Source organism: Pseudomonas sp. NFACC51 (assembly GCF_900103575.1).
Lineage (GTDB): Bacteria > Pseudomonadota > Gammaproteobacteria > Pseudomonadales > Pseudomonadaceae > Aquipseudomonas > Aquipseudomonas fluorescens_Q.
In genome coordinates this window covers 182,365-206,385 of the sequence record NZ_FMXH01000006.1, presented here as the reverse complement: position 1 = coordinate 206,385, position 24,021 = coordinate 182,365, and the positions used below count along the sequence as shown (strand labels likewise).

General features: G+C 62.0%; 20 protein-coding genes. 6 read left to right on the top strand and 14 right to left on the bottom strand.

Going from position 1 to position 24,021, the window contains the following annotated elements:
* Positions 1–40 precede the first annotated feature (40 nt).
* Both motB and motA read right to left on the bottom strand, forming a co-directional pair.
* The gene (gene motB / locus BLT00_RS14390) at positions 41–1,078 is read right to left on the bottom strand and encodes a flagellar motor protein MotB (protein ID WP_092150879.1); all 1,038 of its coding nucleotides are present in this window, start codon (positions 1,076–1,078) and stop codon (positions 41–43) included.
* 3 nt (positions 1,079–1,081) lie between these two features.
* A complete protein-coding gene (gene motA / locus BLT00_RS14385; protein WP_063323191.1) occupies positions 1,082–1,933 on the bottom strand; it encodes a flagellar motor stator protein MotA in 852 nt (283 codons plus the stop codon).
* A 167-nt stretch (positions 1,934–2,100) separates the two neighbouring features.
* Here motA and BLT00_RS14380 point away from each other — a divergent pair, with 167 nt between their 5' ends.
* The 4 genes from BLT00_RS14380 to BLT00_RS14365 all read left to right on the top strand — a co-directional run bounded on the left by BLT00_RS14380 (position 2,101) and on the right by BLT00_RS14365 (position 7,330).
* Positions 2,101–3,639 carry an HDOD domain-containing protein gene (locus tag BLT00_RS14380; RefSeq protein WP_092150876.1) on the top strand — a complete coding sequence of 513 codons (1,539 nt, stop codon included), beginning with the start codon at positions 2,101–2,103 and terminating at the stop codon, positions 3,637–3,639.
* 42 nt (positions 3,640–3,681) lie between these two features.
* Positions 3,682–4,497: a rhodanese-like domain-containing protein gene (locus BLT00_RS14375; RefSeq protein ID WP_092150874.1), complete on the top strand. Its 816-nt coding sequence runs from the start codon at positions 3,682–3,684 to the stop codon at positions 4,495–4,497.
* 19 nt (positions 4,498–4,516) lie between these two features.
* Positions 4,517–5,377 (top strand): archaetidylserine decarboxylase, encoded by an 861-nt coding sequence (asd, locus tag BLT00_RS14370; RefSeq protein ID WP_092150871.1) that lies wholly within the window; start codon positions 4,517–4,519, stop codon positions 5,375–5,377.
* Between the two features lie 192 nt (positions 5,378–5,569).
* A complete protein-coding gene (locus BLT00_RS14365) occupies positions 5,570–7,330 on the top strand; it encodes a molecular chaperone (RefSeq protein WP_092150869.1) in 1,761 nt (586 codons plus the stop codon).
* A gap of 169 nt (positions 7,331–7,499) precedes the next feature.
* On the opposite strand, the gene serB is transcribed toward BLT00_RS14365, so the two are convergent.
* A complete protein-coding gene (gene serB, locus BLT00_RS14360) occupies positions 7,500–8,714 on the bottom strand; it encodes a phosphoserine phosphatase SerB (RefSeq protein WP_003197189.1) in 1,215 nt (404 codons plus the stop codon).
* 133 nt (positions 8,715–8,847) lie between these two features.
* On the opposite strand from serB, the gene BLT00_RS14355 reads away from it, so the two are divergent.
* A complete protein-coding gene (locus BLT00_RS14355; RefSeq protein WP_063323196.1) occupies positions 8,848–10,362 on the top strand; it encodes an AhpA/YtjB family protein in 1,515 nt (504 codons plus the stop codon).
* Between the two features lie 395 nt (positions 10,363–10,757).
* Here BLT00_RS14355 and BLT00_RS14350 read toward each other — a convergent pair whose 3' ends face one another.
* The 10 genes from BLT00_RS14350 to BLT00_RS14305 all read right to left on the bottom strand — a co-directional run bounded on the left by BLT00_RS14350 (position 10,758) and on the right by BLT00_RS14305 (position 21,632).
* The gene (locus BLT00_RS14350; protein WP_063323197.1) at positions 10,758–11,462 is read right to left on the bottom strand and encodes a PqiC family protein; all 705 of its coding nucleotides are present in this window, start codon (positions 11,460–11,462) and stop codon (positions 10,758–10,760) included.
* 179 nt (positions 11,463–11,641) lie between these two features.
* Positions 11,642–13,906, bottom strand: a complete 2,265-nt coding sequence (gene parC / locus BLT00_RS14345; protein ID WP_072340109.1) for a DNA topoisomerase IV subunit A — start codon at positions 13,904–13,906, stop codon at positions 11,642–11,644.
* Positions 13,907–13,916: 10 nt separating this feature from the next.
* Complete coding sequence (locus BLT00_RS14340; RefSeq protein WP_092150866.1) at positions 13,917–14,435, bottom strand: retropepsin-like aspartic protease family protein; 519 nt, start codon at positions 14,433–14,435, stop codon at positions 13,917–13,919.
* On the bottom strand, positions 14,432–15,418 hold the full coding sequence (locus BLT00_RS14335; RefSeq protein WP_092150863.1) for an esterase-like activity of phytase family protein: 987 nt from the start codon (positions 15,416–15,418) through the stop codon (positions 14,432–14,434). Before BLT00_RS14335 ends, BLT00_RS14340 begins: the two co-directional genes overlap by 4 nt.
* Positions 15,418–17,322 (bottom strand): DNA topoisomerase IV subunit B, encoded by a 1,905-nt coding sequence (parE, locus tag BLT00_RS14330; RefSeq protein ID WP_092150860.1) that lies wholly within the window; start codon positions 17,320–17,322, stop codon positions 15,418–15,420. Before parE ends, BLT00_RS14335 begins: the two co-directional genes overlap by 1 nt.
* Positions 17,323–17,363: 41 nt before the next feature.
* The gene (locus BLT00_RS14325) at positions 17,364–17,972 is read right to left on the bottom strand and encodes a YqiA/YcfP family alpha/beta fold hydrolase (RefSeq protein WP_092150857.1); all 609 of its coding nucleotides are present in this window, start codon (positions 17,970–17,972) and stop codon (positions 17,364–17,366) included.
* A gap of 517 nt (positions 17,973–18,489) precedes the next feature.
* A complete protein-coding gene (locus BLT00_RS14320) occupies positions 18,490–18,849 on the bottom strand; it encodes a DUF6124 family protein (protein WP_092146647.1) in 360 nt (119 codons plus the stop codon).
* A 783-nt stretch (positions 18,850–19,632) separates the two neighbouring features.
* Positions 19,633–20,448, bottom strand: coding sequence for a 3',5'-cyclic-AMP phosphodiesterase (cpdA, locus tag BLT00_RS14315; RefSeq protein WP_092146649.1), 816 nt, complete (start codon positions 20,446–20,448; stop codon positions 19,633–19,635).
* Positions 20,449–20,571: 123 nt separating this feature from the next.
* Complete coding sequence (locus tag BLT00_RS14310) at positions 20,572–21,024, bottom strand: DUF1249 domain-containing protein (RefSeq protein ID WP_092146651.1); 453 nt, start codon at positions 21,022–21,024, stop codon at positions 20,572–20,574.
* Positions 21,015–21,632: an NUDIX domain-containing protein gene (locus tag BLT00_RS14305; protein WP_092146653.1), complete on the bottom strand. Its 618-nt coding sequence runs from the start codon at positions 21,630–21,632 to the stop codon at positions 21,015–21,017. The genes BLT00_RS14310 and BLT00_RS14305 overlap by 10 nt, the downstream gene beginning before the upstream one ends.
* A 214-nt stretch (positions 21,633–21,846) precedes the next feature.
* Here BLT00_RS14305 and BLT00_RS14300 point away from each other — a divergent pair, with 214 nt between their 5' ends.
* Complete coding sequence (locus BLT00_RS14300; RefSeq protein WP_072340089.1) at positions 21,847–22,593, top strand: DUF3298 domain-containing protein; 747 nt, start codon at positions 21,847–21,849, stop codon at positions 22,591–22,593.
* Here the strand turns inward: BLT00_RS14300 and cytX are convergent.
* Positions 22,562–23,854, bottom strand: a complete 1,293-nt coding sequence (gene cytX / locus BLT00_RS14295) for a putative hydroxymethylpyrimidine transporter CytX (protein ID WP_092146655.1) — start codon at positions 23,852–23,854, stop codon at positions 22,562–22,564. The genes BLT00_RS14300 and cytX overlap by 32 nt on opposite strands.
* Between the last annotated feature and the right edge of the window lie 167 nt (positions 23,855–24,021).

Below are 24,021 nucleotides of genomic sequence, written 5' to 3'. Positions count from 1 at the left end.
CTCATAAAAAAGCCGACAATGATGTCGGCTTTTTTATGGATCACTGCGCCGGCGGCTCGGCCGGTTTCGGCGCAGCGTCGTCGAACAGGTTCAGACGCTCGCGCAGCTCATGGGCCGGCACGGGTTGCTGGTCCGCCGGCAAGGCGTTCGGATCAGCCGCCGCGCCAGGCGTCGTCGGTGCTTCACCCGGTGCGCCCTGCCCCTGGGCCGGATCCAGCGGCGGATCGTCGGTTTGCGAACCTTCGATGGCTTGCTGGGCCTTCTTGGTCAACACCACGATATCGATACGTCGGTTGACCGGGTTGAACGGGTCCTTGCGATCGAACAACGCCGAGGACGCATAACCGACCACCCGCGCCACCTGCTCGTCCGGATAACTGCCGGCCACCAAGGCGCGACGGGCCGCGTTGGCGCGGTTGGCGGAAAGCTCCCAGTTACCGAAGTCTCCTTTGCCAACGTAGGGCTTGGCATCGGTATGACCGCTGATGCTGATTTTGTTCGGCACCGCTTTGATGGTGTCGGCCATGGCCAGCAAAATGTCTTCGAAATAAGGCTTCAGGCGCGCGCTGCCGGAATCGAACATCGGCCGGTTCTCGGCGTCCATGATCTGGATGCGCAAGCCGTTCGGCGTGATTTCGAACAGGATCTGGTCCTTGAATTTCTGCAGTTGCGGGTTCTCTTCGACCTTGTTCTGCAACTCTTGCAGCAACAACTCCAGGCGTTCGCGCTCGATCTGCTCGGCCATCCCTTCGACCTGCTCGGAGTCCACCGTCACCTTGTCAGGCTGGGGCTGGGACTTGACCTCGGGGTTGAGTGTGTTTTCCGGGGCCAGGGTCGGTGAACCGCCCAGGTCGATGATGTAGGGCGTGCCGCTTTCGGAAAAGCCGACCGGGTCCTTGAAGTAACCGGCGATGGCGATCTTCTGTTCCGGGGTCGCCGTGGACAGCAACCACAGCACCAGAAAGAACGCCATCATCGCCGTTGCGAAGTCGGCGAAGGCAATTTTCCAAGCACCGCCATGGTGCCCGCCGGCGATGCGCTTGACGCGCTTGACGATGATCGGCTGGTTATTTTCCATGATTTAGCGACCGCGAACCGCTTGTTCCAGCTCGGCGAAGCTTGGACGGTGCGCCGGGTACAGGACCTTGCGACCGAACTCCACCGCCAACGATGGCGGCATGCCCGAGGCCGAAGCCACCAGGGACGCCTTGATGGCTTCATAGACGTTGAGCTCTTCCTTGGCATCATGGGCCAGGGAATGGGCCAGCGGACCGAAGAAACCGTACGCGGCCAAAATACCGAAGAAGGTACCCACCAGTGCCGCACCCACGTGCAGGCCGATGGATTTCTGGTCGCCATCGCCCAGGGACGCCATGGTCACCACAATCCCTAATACCGCCGCGACGATACCGAAGCCAGGCATACCGTCGGCGATGCCGTTGACCGCGTGGGAGGGGTGCTCCAGGTCTTCCTTGAGGCTGTACAGCTCCATGTCGAACAGGCCTTCGAGCTCATGGGGCGCCATGTTGCCGGACGACATGATGCGCAGGTAATCGCAGATGAACGCCGTCATGCGGGCGTCCTTGAGCACAGCCGGGTACTTGGCGAAAATCGGGCTGGCGGCGGCGTCTTCGATGTCGCCTTCGATCGCCATCATGCCTTCGCGGCGGCTCTTGTTGAGGATCTCGTAGATCAGCCCCAGCACCTCGAGGTAGAAGGTGTGGCTAAAGCGCGAACTGAACATGCCCAGGGATTTCTTGAGCACGTGCATCGTCATATAGCCAGGGTTGGCCTGCAGAAATGCACCGAGGGCGGCGCCACCGATGATCAACACCTCGAAGGGTTGGACCAGGGCCGCAATCTTGCCATGGGAGAGCACGTATCCGCCGAGTACGCTCGCGAACACGACAATGATGCCGATAATTTTAGCCATAGATAGAAAGTACTTATTTAAGTCGGGTTCAAGGTCATATTCGGAAGCTGAAAAATCTCTTCTTCTACTTATCGGCAAAACTGCGCCAGACTATAGTCAGTTCCGGCGAAAAGCCAATTTTGCCCCGTTCCGGGCGTAGATACCCTTTGCGATGATCACGTCCAACCATGGCTAACGAAACGAAGGTTCCAACTCCACGACCGACCACCCTCGAAGGCTGGGTCAAGCTGCTCGATGGCGTGCACCTGCCGGTGCCCCAGGCCAGCCATGACCTGGTCTGCAAGGCCATTGCCGACAGTCGCCGCTCGTTACGTGACATCGCCGAATTGATGCAGGACAGCCCCGCCCTGGCCCTGAGCGTCATCCGCGAGGCCAACTATCACACCCATGGCAGCCTTGCCGAACCTGCGGAAAATCTCGAAGTGGCCATCAACCGCCTCGGCCTCAAGCGTACCGAAGAACTGCTCGCTCGCTTGCCGTCGTTGCCAGGGCACGAAATCCCCATCGCCTTGCGCCAGCTGCAATTGATCAGCCAACACGCCACGCAACAGGCCAATGGCTTTTTTGCCAGCCGCCTGGCGCGGCTGTGGCAGGACATTCACTGGGGCAGCCTGCTGTTTCTCTCGCCGCTCTGGCCATTGGCCTTGACTCACCCGCGATTGCTGGGGGAGTGGGAATTGCGGGTCGTCCACAAACGCGAGCCCGCGCGCAAGGTAGAGCGTGAATTGTTCGGCGTCAGCCTGCTGAAAATCTGCCTGGCGCTGGTGGAGGCCTGGCGCTTGCCGATCTGGGTGATACAAGGTTATCGCCTGCTGCTCAATGAACGCCGCGAGCTGGTGCAGGTTCTGCGCATCGCCCGGGACAGCGAGCACCCGCTGCGCCAGCAGAATCGCCTGGACGACGACCCAACCCTGCGGCGCTGGCTCAATCAACCGGCCAATACCGTGTTGCTGGCCAACGGTCTGGCACTTTCAGCGCAACAGGCCTGGGACGGCCCCCACAGTGCCCGCTGGCAATACCTCACCAGTTTGTACCTGCAGATGCCGATGGATGAGGTCCAGCAACAGCTGCACCAACAAGCCGTCACCAGCGCCCGTCATGACGCCATGCCAGACCTCTGGCATCCGGCCGTGGCGTTGCTCTGGCCCTGGGGCAGCCGTCGCATCCACCCCGGTTTGCTAGCGCCCCCACCACCCAGCGCCGAGGACCTGAGCCAGTGGCGCAAGCAATGCTCCGCGCTGCTGGTGGAACCGAGCCCCTTCAGCAATGCCATGCACCTGACCACCTCGGCACGGGACGTGTTGGTGGCCTGTGGCATGCGCCGGGTGATGATCCTGATGGCCGACCGCAACCAGACCAGTGTGCGCGTACACCAGACCGCCGGCCTGCCCAAAGAAGCCGCGGCCATGAGCTTTACCATCAGCCAGAGCAAAATAGTGCAACGATTGCTGGCTCAGCAGGCCCAGGTTCGCCTGAACCCGGACAACAACGCGCAGTTTTCGGCGCTGCTGCCACCGGGCCTGCGCAGCCTGTTCCGCGGGGAGCACCTGCTGCTGCGCTCGCTGACCTGCAATGGCCGGGTGATCATGCTGGTGGTGGTGGACCAGGGCGGCGGGCCGTTCTCGGACGTGACCGTACAAGCCTTCGGCAAAACCGTGCAATGCATCGAAAGGGCCCTGCATACCTTTACCAACCGCGGCCGCTGAACTTGCTACAATCTTTTCCCTTTGCGCCCCTGGAGACCTCACATGCCTGACTTCTCTGGCTTGCCGTTGGTGATCGAGCCGAACGAGCTGCTGCCGCGCCTCGACGCCCGCGAACTGATTCTGGTGGACCTGACCAGCGCCGCCCGCTACAGCACCGGCCATATCCCTGGCGCACGCTTCGTCGACCCCAAGCGTACCCAGCTGGGTCAACCGCCGGCGCCAGGCCTGCTGCCGGCCAAAGCCGACCTCGAAGCCCTGTTCGGCGAACTCGGGCATCACCCGGATGCGGTCTACGTGGTCTATGACGATGAAGGCGGCGGCTGGGCCGGGCGGTTTATCTGGTTGCTGGACGTGATCGGTCACTCCAACTATCACTACCTCGACGGCGGCTTGCTGTCGTGGCTGGACGAAGGCCTGCCGGTGTCCGTCGAAGTGCCTGCGCCCGTCGCAGGCCCGGTCAGCCTGACACTGCACGAAGCGCCCACCGCCACCCGTGAGTACCTGCAAAGCCGTCTCGGTGCTGCCGACCTGGCGATCTGGGACGCTCGCGGCCCGCTGGAGTATTCGGGCGAAAAAGTAGTCGCAGCCCGAGGCGGGCACATTCCCGGCGCGGTCAATTTCGAATGGACAGCCGGCATGGACCAAGCGCGCAACCTGCGCATTCGCAAGGACATGCCGCAAATTCTCGAACAATTGGGCATCACGCCCGACAAGGAAATCATCACCCACTGCCAGACTCACCACCGCTCCGGCTTCACCTACCTGGTGGCCAAGGCGCTCGGTTATCCACGGGTCAAAGGCTATGCCGGTTCCTGGGGCGAATGGGGCAACCACCCCGACACACCCATCGAGCTTTGAAGGTTCTTAAGGACAATTAATGAAAAACCGTTTGTTCATCCTCACTCAGTACCTGCTGCCCCACCACCTGTTGTCACGGCTGGCCGGCTGCATTGCCGAATGCCGCGTGCGCTGGTTCAAGAACGCCTTCACCGCTTGGTTTGCCAAGCGCTACCAAGTGGACATGTCCCAGGCACTGGTGGAAGACCTGACTGCCTACGAGCACTTCAACGCCTTCTTCACCCGCGCCCTGAAAGACGGTGCACGCCCGCTGGACGACACCCCAGGTGCGATCCTCAGCCCCGCCGACGGTGCCGTCAGCCAGCTCGGCCCGATCGAGCACGGCCGGGTCTTCCAGGCCAAGGGCCACAGCTTCAGCGTGCTGGAACTGCTGGGCGGTGATGCGGCCAACGCGGCGCCGTTCATGGGCGGCGATTTCGCCACTATCTACCTGTCCCCCAAGGACTATCACCGCGTGCACATGCCACTGGCCGGCACCCTGCGGGAGATGGTCTACATCCCTGGGCGGATTTTCTCGGTCAACCAGACCACCGCCGAAAACGTTCCGGAGCTGTTCGCCCGCAACGAACGCGTGGCGTGCATTTTCGACACCGAACGTGGGCCGATGGCCGTGGTGCTGGTGGGCGCGATGATCGTGGCGTCCATCGAAACCGTCTGGGCCGGGCTGGTGACGCCGCCCAAGCGCCAGCTGAAAACCTTCCGTTATGACGAAGCCGCCCGCGCGCCGATTCATCTGGAAAAAGGCGCCGAACTGGGCCGCTTCAAGCTGGGTTCGACGGCCATCGTGCTGTTCGGGCCGGACCAGGTGACATGGGCCGAAGGCCTGGTGGCCGGATCGCCAGTGCAGATGGGCCAGGGCCTGGCGCTGCCCAAAGGCTGAGTAAAGATCACATGTGGGAGCGAGCTTGCTCGCGATAGCGATATAACAGTCACCTCAATGGCGACTGTCCTGGCCTCATCGCGAGCAAGCTCGCTCCCACAGGGCATCCAGCATAGATAGCACACCTCCTTCGGCTACAACTGCTAGAGTTGGAAACATCACGTTTATTTCCCGCCGGAGCCCGTACACGGCATGAATGAGACCAGCCCTCTCCAGCTATTGCGCGTCCTGACCCCGACACAATCACGTCTGTCGTTCTGCGATGCTACGCCACGGGACCTCAAGCGCTGGATCGCCAACCTGCCCAAGGCCAACATCGGCGAAACAGCCCGCCTTTTGTACCAAGCCCTTGGCGAACTCAACCAACTGCTCACGCCCAGCGACAATCGCCTGCAACTGCTCGAGCTGCTGCGGCCCGAGGTGTATTACGTCTGCAAGCACCTGGAGCGGCACTTCCTGCAACAGGCCATCGTGCTGGATGAGCGCTCGCGCAAGATCGTCAACCTGTGCCAGGCACTGCAAACCCAGCTGGCGATGGGCTACAAACAGGTCGTGGCGCGTATCGCGTCGAAATACACCAAGGACCGAGCCCGCCTGCTGAGCACCGCGCTACAACGGGCGATGCATGCCCTCAATGGTCCGCTGCTGCGTGCCAGTCAGCTATACAGCCCCGTGCCTGAAGGGCTGTGGCTCGATTTGCATCAGTTGCATCGGATCGCCTGCCTGCACCGGTTGCAGCACCTGAGCGTGAGTGACGAACTGGCCAGTCAGGTTCATCAACTGACCCCCGAACAGACCTATGTCGTTGCCCTGTTGCTGGGAGCGTCACGCAGCAATCAGTTGCGCCAGAGCCAGATCGGGCGGCTGACCGAAGTGCTCGAAGCCTGGAGCCAGTGGGTCAAGCTGGATCCCGCCAGCAGCACTGCCAGTCTGTTTGCGGTCGCTCCGCAACTGGATGTCGGGCCACGCTACCGCTCCAAGTTCCGGGCCGAACAACAGCCAACCTTGCAGGGCTTCGACCCACAGCCCCTGGTGCGCGCAATCGCCACGCACCTGGAAGAACCTGCCGAGCAAAGCCTGCCGGTACCGGGCGGCATGAGCGTCGATACCCTGCATCACCTGCAAGCCGCCTGGGGCGAAGCAGCGGAACGCAGTTTCCAGCGCACCGAGGGCAATGGCACGCTGACACTGTGCGTGGGCATGAGTGCGCTGCACTATTACCTCGGCGGCGAGCGCTCTTTCAACGAAATACTGAATAGTCCCACCACCCGCAAGGCCCGCTTCGAAGCCTCATCAAGCAAGACAAACGACACCTGGGGCCAGGCCTTCGACGCCGCCCCCGCCGGCGACAGCGACCTGCTGCCCTATGAAGAAATCGAGTACCCGGTCAACCCGAGCGATGATGACGGCAGCCACTCCGACAACCAGCATCACTTCCCCACCTACGACCTGCCGATCATCAACCACAGCCCCGGCGGCTACTGCCTCGGCTGGCCCAAGGAAGTACCGGAACAGCTGCAAGCGGGAGAAATGATCGGCATTCGGGACAGCAGCGACCAAGCCTGGAGCGTTGCCGTGGTGCGTTGGATCCGACAAGTGCGCAACGGCGCCATGCAAATGGGCATCGAACTGGTGGCACCACATGCCCAGCCTTGCGGGCTGCAACTGGTCCGGGAAGAAAATGAGCACGGTCACTACCTGCGCGGGTTGTTGCTGCCAGAGATCAGTGCCATTGACCTGCCCCCGACCATGATCGCCCCACGCCTGCCCTTCCAGGAAGGCCAGCGGGTGTTGATCAATACCAACGGCCAGGAACGCCGCGCCGGCTTGGACCGCCGGGTGACCAGCACCCACAGTTTCAACCAGTTTTCCTATCACTCGGAAGACTCAACCGAAACCGGGGATAGCGGCGACCAGGAAGGGAATTTTGATTCGTTGTGGAAATCGCTCTAGGCCGAACACCCCCCCTCTGAGGCGAGGGAGCTTGCTCCCGCTGGGGCGCGAAGCGGCCCTAAAACCTGACACCCAGGTGTGTCAGGTTGACCGCATCGGGCCTGCTGCGCAGGCCAGCGGGAGCAAGCTCCCTCGCCACAGGGGTATTCACTCCCCAAAGGGGTATGGCTCAGAGCTGCCCATCCCGATCCCTGAAGCCCAACAGGTACAACACCCCATCCAGCCCCAGGGTGGAAATCGCCTGCCTGGCCGACTGCTTGACCAGCGGCTTGGCGCGGAACGCCACGCCCAAGCCCGCTATCGCCAGCATCGGCAAGTCGTTGGCGCCGTCACCCACAGCAATGGTCTGCTCCAGGCGCAGGCCTTCTTTTTCAGCCAGTTCACGCAGCAGGTCCGCCTTGCGCTGGGCATCGACGATCGGCTCGACGGCCACGCCGGTCACTTTGCCATCCACCACTTCCAGTTCGTTGGCGAACACGTAGTCGATGCCGAGCTTGGCCTGCAACTGCTTGGCGAAGTAGGTGAAGCCGCCGGACAGGATGGCGGTCTTGTAGCCCAGGCGCTTGAGTTCGGCGAACAGCGTCTCTGCGCCTTCGGTCAGGCGCAAGGAAGCGCCAATGGAATCCAGCACGCTGACGTCCAGGCCCTTGAGCAGCGCCAGGCGCTCCTTGAAGCTGGCGCGAAAATCCAATTCGCCAGCCATGGCCCGCTCGGTAATGGCTGAGACCTTGTCGCCCACGCCGGCCGCCTTGGCCAGTTCGTCGATGACTTCAGCTTCGATCAGCGTCGAGTCCATGTCGAACACCGCCAGGCGGCGGTTGCGGCGGAACAGCGAATCTTCCTGGAAGGCGATGTCGACGTTCAGTTCCTGGGCCACGCTGAGGAACTCGGCTCGCAACGCCTGGGGGTCGGCTGGCTCGCCGCGCACCGAAAACTCGATGCAGCCCTTGCCTTTGTCGTCCGGGGTATCCAGCGGCATGCGCCCGGACAGTCGGTCGATGTGATCGATGTTCAGGTCATATTTGGCGGTGATCGAACTGACGCGCTGCAATTGCTCGGCGGTAACCTTGCGGGTCAACAAAGTGACGATGTGGCGTTTCTTGCCCTGGCCGGCCACCCAATGCCGGTAATCGTCCTCGGACACCGGGGTGAAGCGCACCTGCTGGTCGAGCTTGTAGGCGGTGAACAGGATGTCCTTGAGCACCGACTTGCCTTGTTCGGCGTCCGGGATTTCAACCAGGATGCCGAACGACAGTGTGTCGTGGATCACCGCCTGACCGATGTCGAGAATGTTCACACCACCCTGGGCCAGAACGCCGGTAATGGCCGCAGTCAGACCCGGACGGTCGCTGCCAGTGATGTTTATCAGGACGATTTCGCGCAAGGCGCACCCCCGCAGGTGGAAAAAAACCGCATTCTACCCACATTCAGTGACCATCGGGCACCGCCAGTGCTTTGCCGGTCATGGGGCTGTCGCTATACTGCGCGTCAATTTCACGGACAAAGAGCCGAGCTCAGTGAACCGGCCCACGCCAGTCAAAACCGACAACTTCTTCCTGCTGATCTTCCGTGCACTGCGCCACCGTCGTGTGCCGATTGCATTGCGCATTGCCAGCCATAACGTGATCCTGGTCGCCCTGGCCCTGGTCATCTATGCCTGCGTGATGGGTTTGCAATTCAAGCAGGCGATGCACGAGCAGGCCGACGCCCTGGGTGAAAGCCTGACCACCCAGACCGCCACGTCCGCCACCGAGCTGCTGGTGTCCAACGACATCCTCAGCCTCAACGTGCTGCTCAACAACCTGACCAAGAACAAGCTGGTGGCCCACGCCGCCATCTACAGCGTGGACAACCGCATCCTCGCCGAGGCCGGCCAGCGTCCCAAGCCCGGCCTGCTGGGCGAGTCCGGCGGCATGTACCAGAGCAAGATCACCTTCCAGGACGTGACCGCCGGGCAACTGCGCATCAGCCTGGACATGGACCAGTTCCAGCAGCCGATGACCATCAGCCTGCAAAGCATGGGCATCCTCAGCGCGATCCTGCTGGCGCTGGCTTTGGCCCTGAGCCTGCGCCTGGGCCGGCACATCTCCACGCCGCTGTTGCAATTGCGCGTCTGGCTGCGGGACATCGACGAACACACGCCGGCCACCCAGCGCCAGGACGAAATCGGCGACCTGGCCCGGCAACTGCACGCCAGCTTCGCGCCGGAGCCTGAGCCCGTGCCGGAACCTGAAGACATCGACTACATGGACGACGAGGCCGAGCCGGGCTTCGAAGTGCGTAACCTGCGCGACCCGGGTTTCGACGAAAGCCCGCCGATGCCGACCTCCAAACCGGCGCCACGCCACGTGGTACGCACGGTAGAGGACGAGGAAGACGACGACGCCTTCGCCGAGCTGCGTGACGAGTCGGTCGATGGGGCGCCCCGGTCGGTCGTCAAGCCTGTGGCTTCGAACCTGCCCCAACACAGTGCCGTACTGGCCGTGCAACTGGGCGCCCAGGACCAACTGCGCCGCCTGCCCCAGGCACGCCTGAAGGAATTGCTCGAGCGCTACCGCGACTGCCTCGACCAGGCCGCATCGCTCTATCAGGGCGAACTGCACACCCTGAACGATGGCAGCACGCTGATGCTGTTTCACACCGAAGACAGCGGTGACGACTACCTGACCAACGCCATTTGCTGCGGTGAGTTGCTGCGCGCCTTGGGCCACCAGTTGCAGATCGAAGTCGCCGACAGCGGCATCACCCTGCAACTGCAATTGGGCCTGACCCTGGGCGATGGCTTGTTTGGCCTGAGCCAGATCGACCTGCTGCTGACCGAAACCGCCCAGGACGCCCTGGCACTGTCGCAACACAGCCGCAACCTGCTGCTGGTGGAGCGCAAGATCAACGATGACGCCCTGATCCGCCAGCGCGCCCGTATCCGCCCCATCGCCAGCCCCGAAGGCGCGTGCTGCGTGGAACGCTTGATGGAGCCTTATCCATCGATGCTGGAGCGGCAGTTGGCGCGGATGCATGAACGCCAGGCCTGACGCTCAGGACGTGAAATGACGAAGCCCGCAGATGAGTGATGGTCTGCGGGCTTTTTTGTTGCCTTCAGCGTCGCCATCGCGAGCAAGCTCCCACAGTGGATCTCTGCAAAACCTGTGGCGAGGGAGCTTGCTCCCGCTGGGCCGCGAAGCGGCCCCAAAACTATTCCAAACCACTGAACGCGAGCCTGAAGAAAGTGGCTGTCTGCGGGCTTGTCTGTTGCCTTCAGCGCCGCCATCGCGAGCAGGCTCGCTCCCACAGGGAGATGTCTGCAAGCCTCAGACCCAGTGTGTGCGAGCTTGCTCGCGATAGGGCCGGCCCAGGCCCCAGGGATCCAACCGGCAGAAACGACAAAGCCCGCAACAATGCGGGCTTTGTCGTATATCCGGTCCAACCGTCAGAACCTGAACACTTCCATGTCCGTACGAATCGGCAAGGCCATGGGGATCTTGTCCTTGTCCTTTTCTACCGGCTTGGCCGGGGCAGGAGCGGCCTTGCGTGGGACTTCTGCAATAGGTGGCTGGTTGGCCAGGGGCTTGAGCGACACGGACAGCTGTTCGGCCAGGCGTTGCAGGAGCACGCCCTGGGCCTGGACCTGTGCCGCGGTGCTGCCGGCATGTTGCTCTTGCAGATGAACGATGCGGTTTTCACGCACCTTGCCACGACGGTCGATCAATCGCCATTGGGCATCGAGCACAGCCGGCTGGGCTTTACCCGAGTCCAGGCGGGTAATCGACAGCAGCACCTGTACATCCGGGGTGAAACCTTGGGTCGCGGGTGCCAGCACCACACGCTGGCTGTCCAGATGCCCGGCGACCTGGCGCAGCAGCAACTGATCGATGTCAGAAGACAGGCTGCCAGCCCAACGACCGTCAGTGGCGGCCTGCAGGCTGCCGTCCGGTTGGCGTTGCAATAAGGTTTCACGTTGCAGGTAGTCGGCGATCAGGACCGGCCCCAGCAATACTGCCATGCCTGTGCTTTGCGCAGGCTGGGCCGGGGTTCCGCTGTCCAGTTGGTACAGCGACACCGGCTGGTTCATGCTGCAGCCCGCCAGGCCAAGCAGGCCGGCGAGCCACAAAATAGGGAGGCGCAGAGCAGTCATCGTTCCGTCCAGGTGGCAGCCACAAGGCTTACCACAATGAAAAAATACTCGGTCATTATGAAGAACGCTCGGCCACGCCGGCGCTTGAAAGGGCCTATCATCCGTGAATATGCGCGCCGACTCCAGCGCGAAAGTATCGATCTGCGGCATTTAATCGCAGACCGAGCCCTCTAGTACGCCTAATTGAGGTTTTCGACGAGCAGCGCATCGACTCGCTGAAATCCCCTTGGAAGCTTGTTGCCCCGCCGACCACGTTCACCCTTGTAATGCTCAAGATCGTCAGCCTTCAACGAAAGCGTGCGCTTGCCTGCCTGTAGCACAAGCGTGGCGCCTTCCGGCAACACTGCAATATCCGTGACATATTCCTCACGGCTGGCGACCCGTTCGCCGGAAATACCAATAATCTTGTTGCCCTTGCCTTTCCCCAGCTGCGGCAGGTCGCTGATCTTGAACACCAGCAACCGGCCTTCGGTAGTGACCGACGCCAGCCAGTTGCTCTCCCGATCGGCCACCGGCCGTGGCGCAATCACCTTGGCGTTGTTCGGCAGGCTCAACAACGCCTTGCCCGCCTTGTTCTTGGCTTGCAGATCCTCGCCCTTGACCACGAACCCGTAACCCGCGTCCGATGCAATTACGTACAGTCCTTCATCATCAGGCATCAGCACGCATTCAAAAGTTGCACCCGGCGGTGGCGTTAAACGACCGGTCAGCGGTTCGCCCTGACCACGAGCCGACGGCAGGGTGTGGGCTGGCACCGAATAGCTGCGCCCGGTGGAGTCGACGAATACCGCAAACTGGTTGGAACGCCCGGCCGCCAAGGCCTTGAAGCCGTCCCCGGCCTTGTAGGAAAGCCCCGTCGCGTCAATATCATGACCTTTGGCGGAGCGCACCCAACCTTTTTCTGACAGCACGACGGTCACTTTCTCGTTCGGCAGAAGATCGTGCTCGCTCAGCGCCTTGGCTTCGGCACGCTCGACGATTGGTGAGCGACGGTCGTCGCCGTAGGTTTCGGCGTCCTTGAGCAGTTCGGTGCGTACCAGCTTCTTGAGCTTGGCTTCGCTGCCCAGCAGGGCTTGCAGCTTGGCCTGCTCCTTGAGCAACTCATCCTGCTCGGCGCGCAGCTTCATCTCTTCCAACCGCGCCAACTGCCGCAGACGAGTGTCGAGGATGTAGTCGGCCTGGATTTCGCTCAGGGCAAAACGCTCGATCAGGCTGGCCTTGGGGTGCTCCTCGGTGCGGATAATGTGGATCACTTCATCCAGGTTGAGGTAGGCAATCAGCAAACCGTCCAACAGGTGCAGGCGACGCTCGACCTTGTCCAGGCGGAATTGCAGGCGCCGGCGCACGGTCTTGACCCGGAATTCCAGCCACTCCACCAGCAATGCCCGCAGGTTTTTCAACTGCGGCTTGCCGTCCAGGCCGATGATGTTGATGTTGACCCGGTAGCTGGACTCCAGGTCGGTGCTGGCGAACAAGTGCTGCATCAGCGCGTCGTGATCGACTCGACTGTTGACCGGAATGATCACGATGCGGCACGGGTTTTCGTGGTCGGATTCGTCGCGCAAGTCAGCCACTTGCGGCGCTTTCGACGGTTTTGCCTGCATCATCGCGGCAATCTGTTCCAAGACCTTGGCCCCGGAGACCTGATGCGGCAGCGCCGTGACAATGATGTCGCCGTCTTCAACGTGATACACGGCGCGCATGCGCACCGAACCACGGCCGGTCTCGTAGATTTTCAGCAGGTCGGCGCGCGGGGTGATGATTTCCGCTTCGGTCGGGTAGTCCGGGCCCTGGATGTGCTCGCAGAGCTGTTCCACCGTGGCTTTCGGCTCGTCCAGCAGACGCACGCACGCCGTGGCCACTTCCCGCAGGTTGTGGGGTGGCACGTCGGTGGCCATGCCCACGGCGATGCCGGTGGTGCCATTGAGGAGAATATTCGGCAAACGTGCTGGCAGAACCAGGGGTTCGTCGAGGGTGCCGTCGAAATTCGGCCCCCAATCCGCGGTGCCCTGGCCCAGTTCGCTGAGCAGCACCTCGGAATAGCGCGACAGCCGCGCCTCGGTGTAACGCATGGCCGCGAAAGACTTGGGATCGTCCGGCGCACCCCAGTTGCCCTGCCCATCCACCAGGGTGTAGCGATAGCTGAATGGCTGGGCCATCAGCACCATGGCTTCATAGCAGGCCGAGTCGCCGTGGGGGTGGAACTTACCGAGCACGTCACCGACGGTACGCGCCGATTTCTTGTGCTTGGAATCAGCATCCAGCCCCAGCTCACTCATGGCATAGATGATCCGCCGCTGAACCGGCTTCAAACCATCGCCGATGTGCGGCAAGGCACGGTCCATGATCACGTACATGGAGTAATTGAGGTAGGCATTTTCGGTGAAGTCAGCCAGCGATCGGCGTTCTACACCGTCTAAGCTGTCTGCAAGAATGTCGCTCATGCGGGCCTCATCAGTTCGTTGTCTGGCGCAGCAGCATGGTGCCGTCGCGCTGGGTAAATTCAAGTTTGTTCAGGGCGCTCATACCCAGCAGCACTTGCGTGCCACCCAGGCCTGGCGCCACCAGGGCACGGACATCGCGCAAGACGATGTCACCCAATTGCAGCCGGTCGATGCGGGTGCGATAGCCCTCGCTCAAACCGTTGGCGGTACTCAACGTCACGCCGAAACCTTTTTCCAGCTTGAGGCGCTCGGCCAACTCCACCGGAATCGCCACGTCGGTGGCGCCCGTGTCGAGCATGAAATCCACCGGTTGGCCGTTGATCTGGCCGCTGGCGACGAAATGCCCCTGCCTATTGCCGACCAACTTCACCTCGATAAACCCTTCGCCTCTTTGCGAATACACCTGGGCATTGGGATTTTGCTGGCGCTGTTCCCATTGGGCAAAAAATCGCGTTGCCAGGAACAGCGCCGCGCACCAGGCCAATATCATCAACACCCGGCCAGCACGCTTGCCCGGCGGCTGACTCATGGCGAGGCGCCCCAGCCACCGTCCGGCGCGGCGAAGCGCCAGATGATCGGCCGCGTTTCGCCGTCGGCGCGGGCACCGTCATTGTTGTCCAAGCCGACCCAGGCGCCCTCGGCGTCCACGACCAGCGCTTCGGCCAGCCCATGCTCCTGGGAATAACGCCGACTGTCCTGCAACGCCTCGGCAGCGAACGACCAGCACCGCTCCACCTGGGCGGTCTGCTGGTCACGCCGACAGATCTGAAAGGCGTTGCGTTCCAGGGTAAACAGCTTGCCATTGAACAATGACAGATCAGCGAAGTCCCGCGAAACCGCCTTGGCCTTGGGGAATTGCGCCGGTTGCATCTCCAGCCCCGCTTCGCTCAGCAGCACGCAATTACCATCGCAGTCCCACACCGTCTGTTGGCGCCTGATCTGCAACAGGCCGCGACGTTCGCGCTCCGCCGCCAGCCACAACTGATCACCCGCCGGGTTGATCGCCAGGCCTTCGAACAAGGCGTTGAAATGCAGCAACATGCCACTGCCCCGGGCCTGACGGATCAACGTCGGGGCGATTTTCAACCAGGAGGCGTCTCCCGACGGCGACACTTGCAACACCGCGGCATGAGACTCGCTGACCACATAACGATTGCCAGCACTGTCGCAACTGATGCCTTCGAAATCCAGCTCACCACCACGCAGGAACGACGCAGCCCAGGTCCGGGAACGCAAACCCCAGGGCAAACCGCTGTCGGGCACCTCAGGCACGTCGATCTGCACCGCGGCTGCCGGCCAGACCCGCGCATCGGAAGGTGTAAGGCGGTAGATCCGATCATCGTCGCGATCAGAGACCGTCCACATTTCGTTGCCGCACCAGGCCAGCCCGGACAGATTGCCGCCGCGCATGCCATCGACGGCGTGCTCAGACAGCAACTTCAGTTCCGGCGCCGGTCCAGCGACAACCACCCCCGCCCACAGCCACAACGCCAGGGCGAAACCGTTGCGCATCAGGCCAACACCTCGGCCAGGTCCCCTTTGGATTCGAGCCAGGACTTGCGGTCGCCGGCGCGTTTCTTCGCCAGCAGCATGTCCATCATTTCCGACGTCGCTTCGAAATCATCCAGGGTCAGTTGCACCAGACGACGGGTGTTCGGGTCCATGGTGGTTTCGCGCAGTTGCGGCGGGTTCATCTCGCCCAGGCCTTTGAATCGAGTGACCTGTGGCTTGCCGCGCTTCTTCTCGGCCACCAGACGGTCGAGGATGCCGTCACGCTCGGCCTCGTCGAGGGCGTAGTAGATCTCCTTGCCCAGGTCGATGCGGTACAGCGGCGGCATCGCCACATAGACGTGACCGGCGTCCACCAGCGGGCGGAAATGCTGGACGAACAAGGCGCAGAGCAACGTGGCGATGTGCAGGCCGTCGGAGTCGGCGTCGGCGAGGATGCAGATCTTGCCGTAGCGCAGCTGGCTCATGTCCTCGGCGCCCGGATCGACGCCGATGGCGACGGCGATGTTATGCACTTCCTGACTGGCCAGCACTTCGCTGCCGTCCACTTCCCAGGTGTTGAGGATCTTGCCCCGCAGCGGCAGGATCGCCTGGAACTCCTTGTCCCGCGCCTGCTTGGCCGAACCACCGGCAGAGTCACCTTCGACCAGGAACAGCTCGGAACGCATCGGGTCCTGCCCGGCGCAATCGGCGAGCTTGCCCGGCAAGGCCGGCCCCTGGGTGATGCGCTTGCGCTCGACCTTCTTGCTCGCCTTGAGACGACGACCGGCGTTGTTGATTGCCAGCTCCGCCAGGGCCAGGCCGGTTTCCGGGTTGGCGTTGAGCCACAGGCTGAACGCATCCTTGACCACCCCGGAAACAAACGCCGCCGCCTCACGGGACGACAGGCGTTCCTTGGTCTGGCCGGAGAATTGCGGCTCCTGCATCTTCATCGACAACACGAAGGCGATGCGTTCCCAGACGTCTTCCGGCGCCAGCTTCACGCCACGGGGCAGCAGGTTGCGGAACTCGCAGAACTCGCGCATGGCATCGAGCAAGCCCTGGCGCAAGCCGTTGACGTGGGTGCCGCCCTGGGCCGTAGGGATCAGGTTGACGTAGCTTTCCTGGACGCTTTCGCCGCCTTCGGGCAGCCACAACAAAGCCCAGTCCACCGCTTCCTTGTTACCGGCCAGACTGCCGCAGAATGGCTCGTCGGGCAGGCGTTCGAAACCGCTGACCGCGTCCATCAGGTAAGAGCGCAGACCGTCTTCGTAATGCCATTCGACTTTCTCGCCGGTGGCCTTGTCCTCGAAACTGACCAGAAGCCCCGGGCACAACACGGCCTTGGCCTTGAGCACGTGCTTGAGGCGGCTGACAGAAAACTTCGGTGAATCGAAATACTTCGGGTCCGGCGCGAAATACACGCTGGTGCCGGTGTTGCGCTTGCCGACGGTGCCAACCACTTCCAGCTCGGTGGCCTTGTAGCCATCGGCGAAGGTCATCTGGTATTCGTTGCCGTCACGCTTGACCCGCACCCGTACCTGGGTCGACAAGGCGTTGACCACGGAAATACCCACCCCGTGCAAACCGCCGGAGAATTGGTAGTTCTTGTTGGAAAACTTGCCGCCCGCGTGGAGCTTGGTGAGGATCAGCTCGACGCCCGACACGCCTTCTTCAGGGTGAATATCCACCGGCATGCCGCGGCCGTCGTCGCTGACCTCCAGCGAGTGATCGGCGTGCAGGATGACCTGCACCGAACGGGCGTGCCCGGCCAAGGCTTCGTCGACACTGTTGTCGATGACTTCCTGGGCGAGGTGGTTCGGCCGACTGGTGTCGGTGTACATGCCGGGGCGCTTGCGCACCGGGTCGAGGCCCGAGAGGACTTCGATGGCGTCTGCGTTATAAGAGCTAGCGCTGGGAGTGGCCATGGGGTCTCGTCGTCAGTGTTCAGTGAAAAAGGGGCGATGGCTCACAACGACGTGAAGTCGATCGCCTGGTACAAATCGGCGCCAATGCCGGCAAAACTCAACAGCGCCGGCAACTGCTGGGCAAACCCTTGGAAACTGTGGTCGCCACCGGCCTGGATGCGCAAGGCACAGGCGCGGTAATACTGCTGGGCGTGGCGATAATCCAGCGTTTCGTCCCCGGTTTGCAACCACACCTGAAACCGCTGCGGATCCTGGGGCGCCGGCACGTCCAGTTCGGCCAGGGCCGTGACGTGGTCGTGGGTCAATTCCCAGGTTTCGTCGGTGTACAAATTCTTCTGCGTGCCCAGGTAACCGTCAAACATCCGATGCGGGCTGATGGCAGGGTTGATCAGCAGCGCCTTGAGGCCGTGGCGTTCGGCCAAGTGAGTCGCATAGTAGCCGCCGAGCGAGCTGCCGACCAGCAGCGGTCGGCCCAGTTGTGCAATCGCCTGTTCCAGCTGACCGATGGCTTGGCGGGGGTGGTGGTGCAGGGCTGGGACTTGTAGGCGGTCGCTCAGGCCCAATTGCGCCATTACGTTGATCAACTGACTGGCTTTGGTCGACGCTGGGGCGCTGTTGAAGCCGTGGATATAAAGGATAGAACCCGACATTGCCGACTCCCTGGGTGTTGGGCAAAGGCCGGAGTTTACAGGGAGTTTGTGGGGGTTTGGGTGTTTTAACACCTTCCCCAAGTCGCCCATTGGCCTTTGTGGCGAGGGAGCTTGCTCCCGCTGGGCTACGCAGTAGCCCCTAAACCTGTGGACGGGGTACATATCCATTTCTGCGGTAACGGCAGCTTATGGTTCCGCCCTGACGGCGGGTCACTTTCGAAAAGCGCGAAAGTAACCAAAGCGCTTTAGCCCCACCACTCGGTGCCTCGCCTAGGCTCGGCATGCCCGAACGTAGGCATTGCTCCGTGGGCCGCCGCGAAGGGCCATCCATGGCCCAGCGCGGCTACCTCGGCATCCATGCCGAGGTGCCCACTGCGCAATACCTACGTTCGGCCAGCGTGGTTAACGGGGCGCCGAGATCAACGTCCGACGCGAGGCGGCCTGATAGCCGGCCTGGTTTAGGGTGATCGCGTTTCTCCAGTGGGAGCGGGCCTGCTCGCTTTTGCGCGCGGTGGGGTCAGGGTTGTGTATTGACGTTGTCCAGCACCCGATTCGCCAACAAGGCGCCCAGCTCGATCAGTTGCTGAATGCCAAGGGCAACATGGCGTCGCGAGCCTTTCAGGTCGAAGGCAAGGTCGCTGACCATGGCATCGGCTGAGGCCAGGGTTTCGCTGAGGTTGGCCAGTAGGCTTTCGGTGTCGACGCCGTCCACGACGGTGAACAGTTGACCTGAGGGCTTTTTCTTTTTGGCTTGAGGTTTGGGGTCGAGATAGTGGTCGATGACGCGCTTGGCGGCTTCATCGAGTTTTTGGGGATCGAGCCCGGCGTGGGCTGATGAGGGATCGGTTTCGGGGGGATTGGGTGTGGCTTTGAACATGATGTAGTTCCTTTTACGTAGTGGAACCGCCATCTCCCGTTTCCAGGCGAGAGGGTGGCAGCTATGCACGGGCTGGAAAACCGAGGTAAAAGGCAATCCCGGTAGACTCGAAAGTCTCCCGCGCACAGCCGCCATAACGCAGAACTGAACGCTCAAAGCGCCGCAGTATCTCACGGGACTCGCTGATATGCCTTTTACTCATCGGGTTTCCAGGCCCGGCCGCTGAATTTGCAGCGGCCGAAAAAGGTTAGCGACAGCCCTTCCCACCCGGCAACCGCCAGAACTCGTCGGAAAAATCTACTTGAATCAGAAAGTGTGTCCGACCATTCCCACAAACCCTGGTCGGCTGTCAGGCCGCCATCGCGAGCAAGCTCGCTCCCACAATTGGATCGGAGTACGACAAAAGAGCCAGGCCGGCTATAAGGCCGCCTCGCGGTGGACGTTGATTTCGGCGCCCCGTTAACCACGATGGCCGAACGCAGGCATTGCGCAGTGGGCATCCCGGCATGGATGCCGGGATAGCCGCGCTGGGCCATGGATGGCCCTTCGCGGCGGGCCCACGGAGCAATGCCGGAGTGAGGGCACACCGAGCCTAGGCGAGGTGCCGAGTGGTGGGGCATAAAGCGTTTTGCTTACTTTTGCGCTTTTCAAAAGTGAGCCGCTGTAAGAGCGGAACCCTAAGTGGCCGTTACCGCAGCAATGGATATGTACGCAGTCAACAAGAGCATGGCCGGCTGCCAGGCCGCCATCGCGAGCAAGCTCGCTCCTACAGTTGGGCCGAACTCAGTACCCGTCGGACTCATAGTCCGGAGTAAAAGCAAACCCAACCACCCGCTCAACCCCCGTCTCCAACCGCCCATCCGGCCAAAGCCGCAACCACCGATACCCCGGCGCCTGCGAGCCCACCGCAAAATCCTCACTCCCCGGCTCAAACTGAATACAAGTCGAAGGCGAAGCCAACAAACGAACCCCCTCGCGCACCCGGTCAACCTCCTGATGCACATGCCCCCACAGAACAGCGCGCACCTGGGGAAACCGATCCAACACCGCAAACAACGCCTCAGGATTACGCAACCCGATAGGCTCCATCCACACACACCCAATCGACACCGGATGATGATGCAGACACACCAGATGATGCCGCTCCGGCGCCTCACTCAACGCATTGGCCAACAGAATCAACTGCTCCTCAGCCAAAAACCCCGGCACCGAACCCGGCACGGCGGAATCCAACAGAGTGACGCGCCAGTTGCCAATATCCACCACCGGTTCGAGCAGCGTGCTCTTGACCGCCGCTTCAAGCATGACCTGCGGCTCATCATGGTTACCCGGAATCCAGCGCGCCGGCGCATCGATTCGCCCGCTCATCTGCCGAAACGCCTGATAGGACTCCAGCGTTCCATCCTGGGACAAATCCCCCGTGGCCAGCATCAAATCGATCTTCGGCTGCTGCTCGAGCACCAGGTCAACGACCGCCCGCAGGCTGTCACGGGTATTCATGCCCAGCAACGAACCGTCGGCCTCGGCAAACAGGTGACTGTCGGACAGCTGGACCAGCAACGCCGCATCAGCGGTGGTCAGGATGGATACGTTCGGCAAATCGCTCTCTCCCAGGCGCACTCACGCCGTTGGATGACGCCGCAATTATGCTGGGGAAGATCGAAAGGGGAAACCCGCGAACCGGAACCGGTTCACAACCAGTGTCCAGTATTTGAACGACAACTACCGAACGGCTTCGAACTCGTGGCCCAGCGCCAGGCAATGACTCAGCCATTCACCCAGGAACAGGTTCAACTGGGCCTTTTCGTCCGGCTGGTGCATTGACGCATTGGGATAAGGATAGATGCCGCGAAAGCGTCGCGCATGTTCGGCACTGACGACTTCGGCCATGCGCGCATCGTGATAGACCTGGACTTCCAGCTGCGGCACCGGTAGCCAGGGCAGGCTGTGCTCCTGGCGCACCTGCAAGGTCGTGGTGTACGGGCAGGTCTGCAGCACTTCGAGGGCCAGCACGCCGAGCATCTGGTCGCCGTGGGTCACGGCGATACGCCGCGGCGCCGGGTCGTTGCGCATGTCCGGCAACAAGCGCATCAGGCGGGCGTAGTTGGCCTCGCAGGCGGCCTGCAACCCCACCAGATCGACGCGATAGCGATCGCGCAGCTTGTTCAGGACCATAACCCCCTCACTTCCTCGCGGTTCAAGGCCAGCCATTGCAGGGCGATGATGCTCGGTGCATTGCAGATTTGTCCGTCGCGCACAGCTTGCAGGGCATCTTCGAAAGACCAGACCTTGACGCGGATATCTTCCGCCTCTTCCTCCAGGCCATGCAGCCCGCCCGCCCCCGTGCTGTCGCAACGCCCCAGGTACAAATGGACGAATTCATCGCTGCCGCCCGGGGATGGAAAATACTTGGTCATCGGCCAAAGCGCAGCGAAGGCAAGCCCAGCTTCCTCCTGCGCTTCACGATGAGCAACTTCTTCCGGTTGTTCGTCCTTGTCGATCAGGCCGGCCACCAATTCCACCAGCCAAGGGTTGGCGACCTTGTCCATGGCGCCGACGCGAAACTGCTCGATCAACACCACTTCATCGCGCTGCGGGTCGTAGGGCAACACGCACACCGCATCATGGCGCACGAACAATTCACGGCTGATTTCGCGGCTCATGCCACCGGCAAACAATTCGTGACGCAAGTGCACACGATCGAGTTTGTAGAAACCCTGGAAGCAGCTCTCGCGCTTGACAATGTCCACGGTGCTCGGTGCGGCGTTGGCGAAATCGGTCATGACAATCCTCGTGTGCAATGGATCAATACGAGGTTCCAACCTCGGCTTCGCGCCATCCTAACGCGCCCGTACCGTTTGATGCAGCCCCTTTCCACTCATCGGGATGGACGGCAGAAGGTGAAAGAACTCTAATGAGCTTAGTGGCGAACTGATTGTCCTGCTGGCAGTCGAAGCGGGTAACTTTTCGCCTTTCCCTGTTCCATGAAGGACGCCCATGTCGCTTTTCAAAACTGCCTCCGTGGCCGCCATTGCCCTGACCCTGGGCGCTTGCCAAAGCCTGTTCCAACCCAATTACCGCGCACCGCTGGAAACCACCCGCGATGCGTCGGAGCAACTGCAACAAGGATGCGCCAGTGCCGACTGCCCGTTGGTGAACATCGATACCCTGCACTTTCCCACAGAGCCGGCCCTGGACGGCATCGTCGAAAAACGCCTGCTGCAAATGACCCGCACCACCCCGGACGCCCCGGTTGCACCGACGCTTGCCGCCTATCGCGAGCAGTTCCTGCGCAGCGCCGCGCCCCGCAACAGCAGCTATTTGCAGGCCAAGGTACGTGAGCAACATGACGGCCTGGTGATCATCGAACTGTCCAGCTACCTGGACACCGGCGGCGCCCACGGCACGCCGGGCCGCGGCTTCATCAACTATTCGCGCCAGCAACACAAGGTTCTGACGCTGTCGGACATGCTGCTGCCGGGCCAGGAAGAAGCCTTCTGGAAAGCCGCACAAGTCGCCCACAACAGTTGGCTGATCAGCACCAAGCTGGATCAGGAACCCGAGTTCCTGAAACAGTGGTCCTTCCAGAAAACCCCACACGTGGCGCTGACCTACGGCGGGGTGATCCTCAAGTACGAAGTGAGCACCATCGCCCCGTACGCCCTGGGCCACATCGAATTGAAGATCGCTTACCCACGCCTCAATGGCATCCTCAAGCCCGAGCTGTTCCCCGGCCGTAGCTGAAAGCCCGGCCCAGCAACAGTTGCAGCAACCCTGCCAGAATCAGCGACGGCAGGGTTGCGCCGATGTCTGGATGGAAGTTGGCCAGCAAGTGATAAGTGCTCACCCCACCCAACCAGGCCAACAGGGCCGGCCAGCGCAATGCGGCTGATACCACTTGGCTGCTGCGCTTGCGCAGGATGAAGTGATCCACCAGCACCACGCCAAACAGCGGTGCGAACACCGAGCCGATCAGCAACAGGAAGTTCTGGTACTGCGCCAACGGCGCGAAGCAGGCGATCAAGGTACAGAGCACGCCAATCGCCAAGGCCAGGTGCTCGACCTTCAGCCCCGACAACATGCCACTGGAGACCGCCGCCGAGTGGATGTCGGCGAAGGCGTTTTCCGACTCATCCAGCAGAATCAGCAGCAACGGAATGCCCAACCCGGCGCCAGCCAAGGCCAATAGCAACGCATTGACTTCACCGCTCGGCGCGAACGCCAAGGTGTAGGCCACGCCCAGGCTCATCAGCCAGAAGTTACCGATGAAGAATCCCACGGCAGTACCGCCGAAGACATTCCTGGCACGTTTGCCGAAGCGCGAGTAGTCGGCGATCAGCGGCAGCCAGGACAACGGCATCGCAATGGCGATATCAAACCCCACCGCCAACGGCATCGAGCCATCGCCTGCCTGGGCCCACAACGCCGCCAGGTCAGCCTTGGCGAACAGGTTCCAGGTCAACCAGATGCACGCCGCCAACAGCAGCCAAATGCCCCACTTACGCAGGACTTTACGCACGAACGTCAGCGGCCCGCTGACCGCAAGCAGGGTCGCCAGGGCGCCGAAGAACAGCGTCCACAGCAGTGGGTTGGAGCCCAGGCTGCCTTCGCTGAAGGCTCGGGCACCGAGCAGGCTGGCGGCATCACGCATGACGATGATTTCGAACGAGCCCCAGCCGATCAACTGCAGCAGGTTCAACACCGCCGGCACGCTCGCGCCCTTGCCGCCGAGGCTGAGCTTGAGGGCCGCCATGGCCGACAGGCCGGTGTCGCTGCCGATCACGCCGACGGCCGCCAGCAGCAGGACGCCCACCAACGTGCCGAGGAAAATCGCCAGCAACGAGCCGCTCAAGCCCAGGCCCGGCGCGAGCAAGGCGCCGACCTGCAAGACCATCAGGCCGATGCCCAGGGAGAACCACAGGGAAAACAGATCGCGGGCGCCGAAGACACGTTTGTCCAGGGGGACCGCGGTGTCTGGGGAGTAGGTGCTGGGTTGGATGTTCACAGAGATTCTCAAGGGAGATTATTGTTTTGGGTCGCAGATCACCCCTTGTGGCGAGGGAGCTTGCTCCCGCTGGTCTGCGAAGCAGACCCAATACCAAACGCCGCGTCCTGTCAGTCAGAATAGCGGTGCAGGTTTTGCGGCTGCTTCGCAGCCGAGCGGGAGCAAGC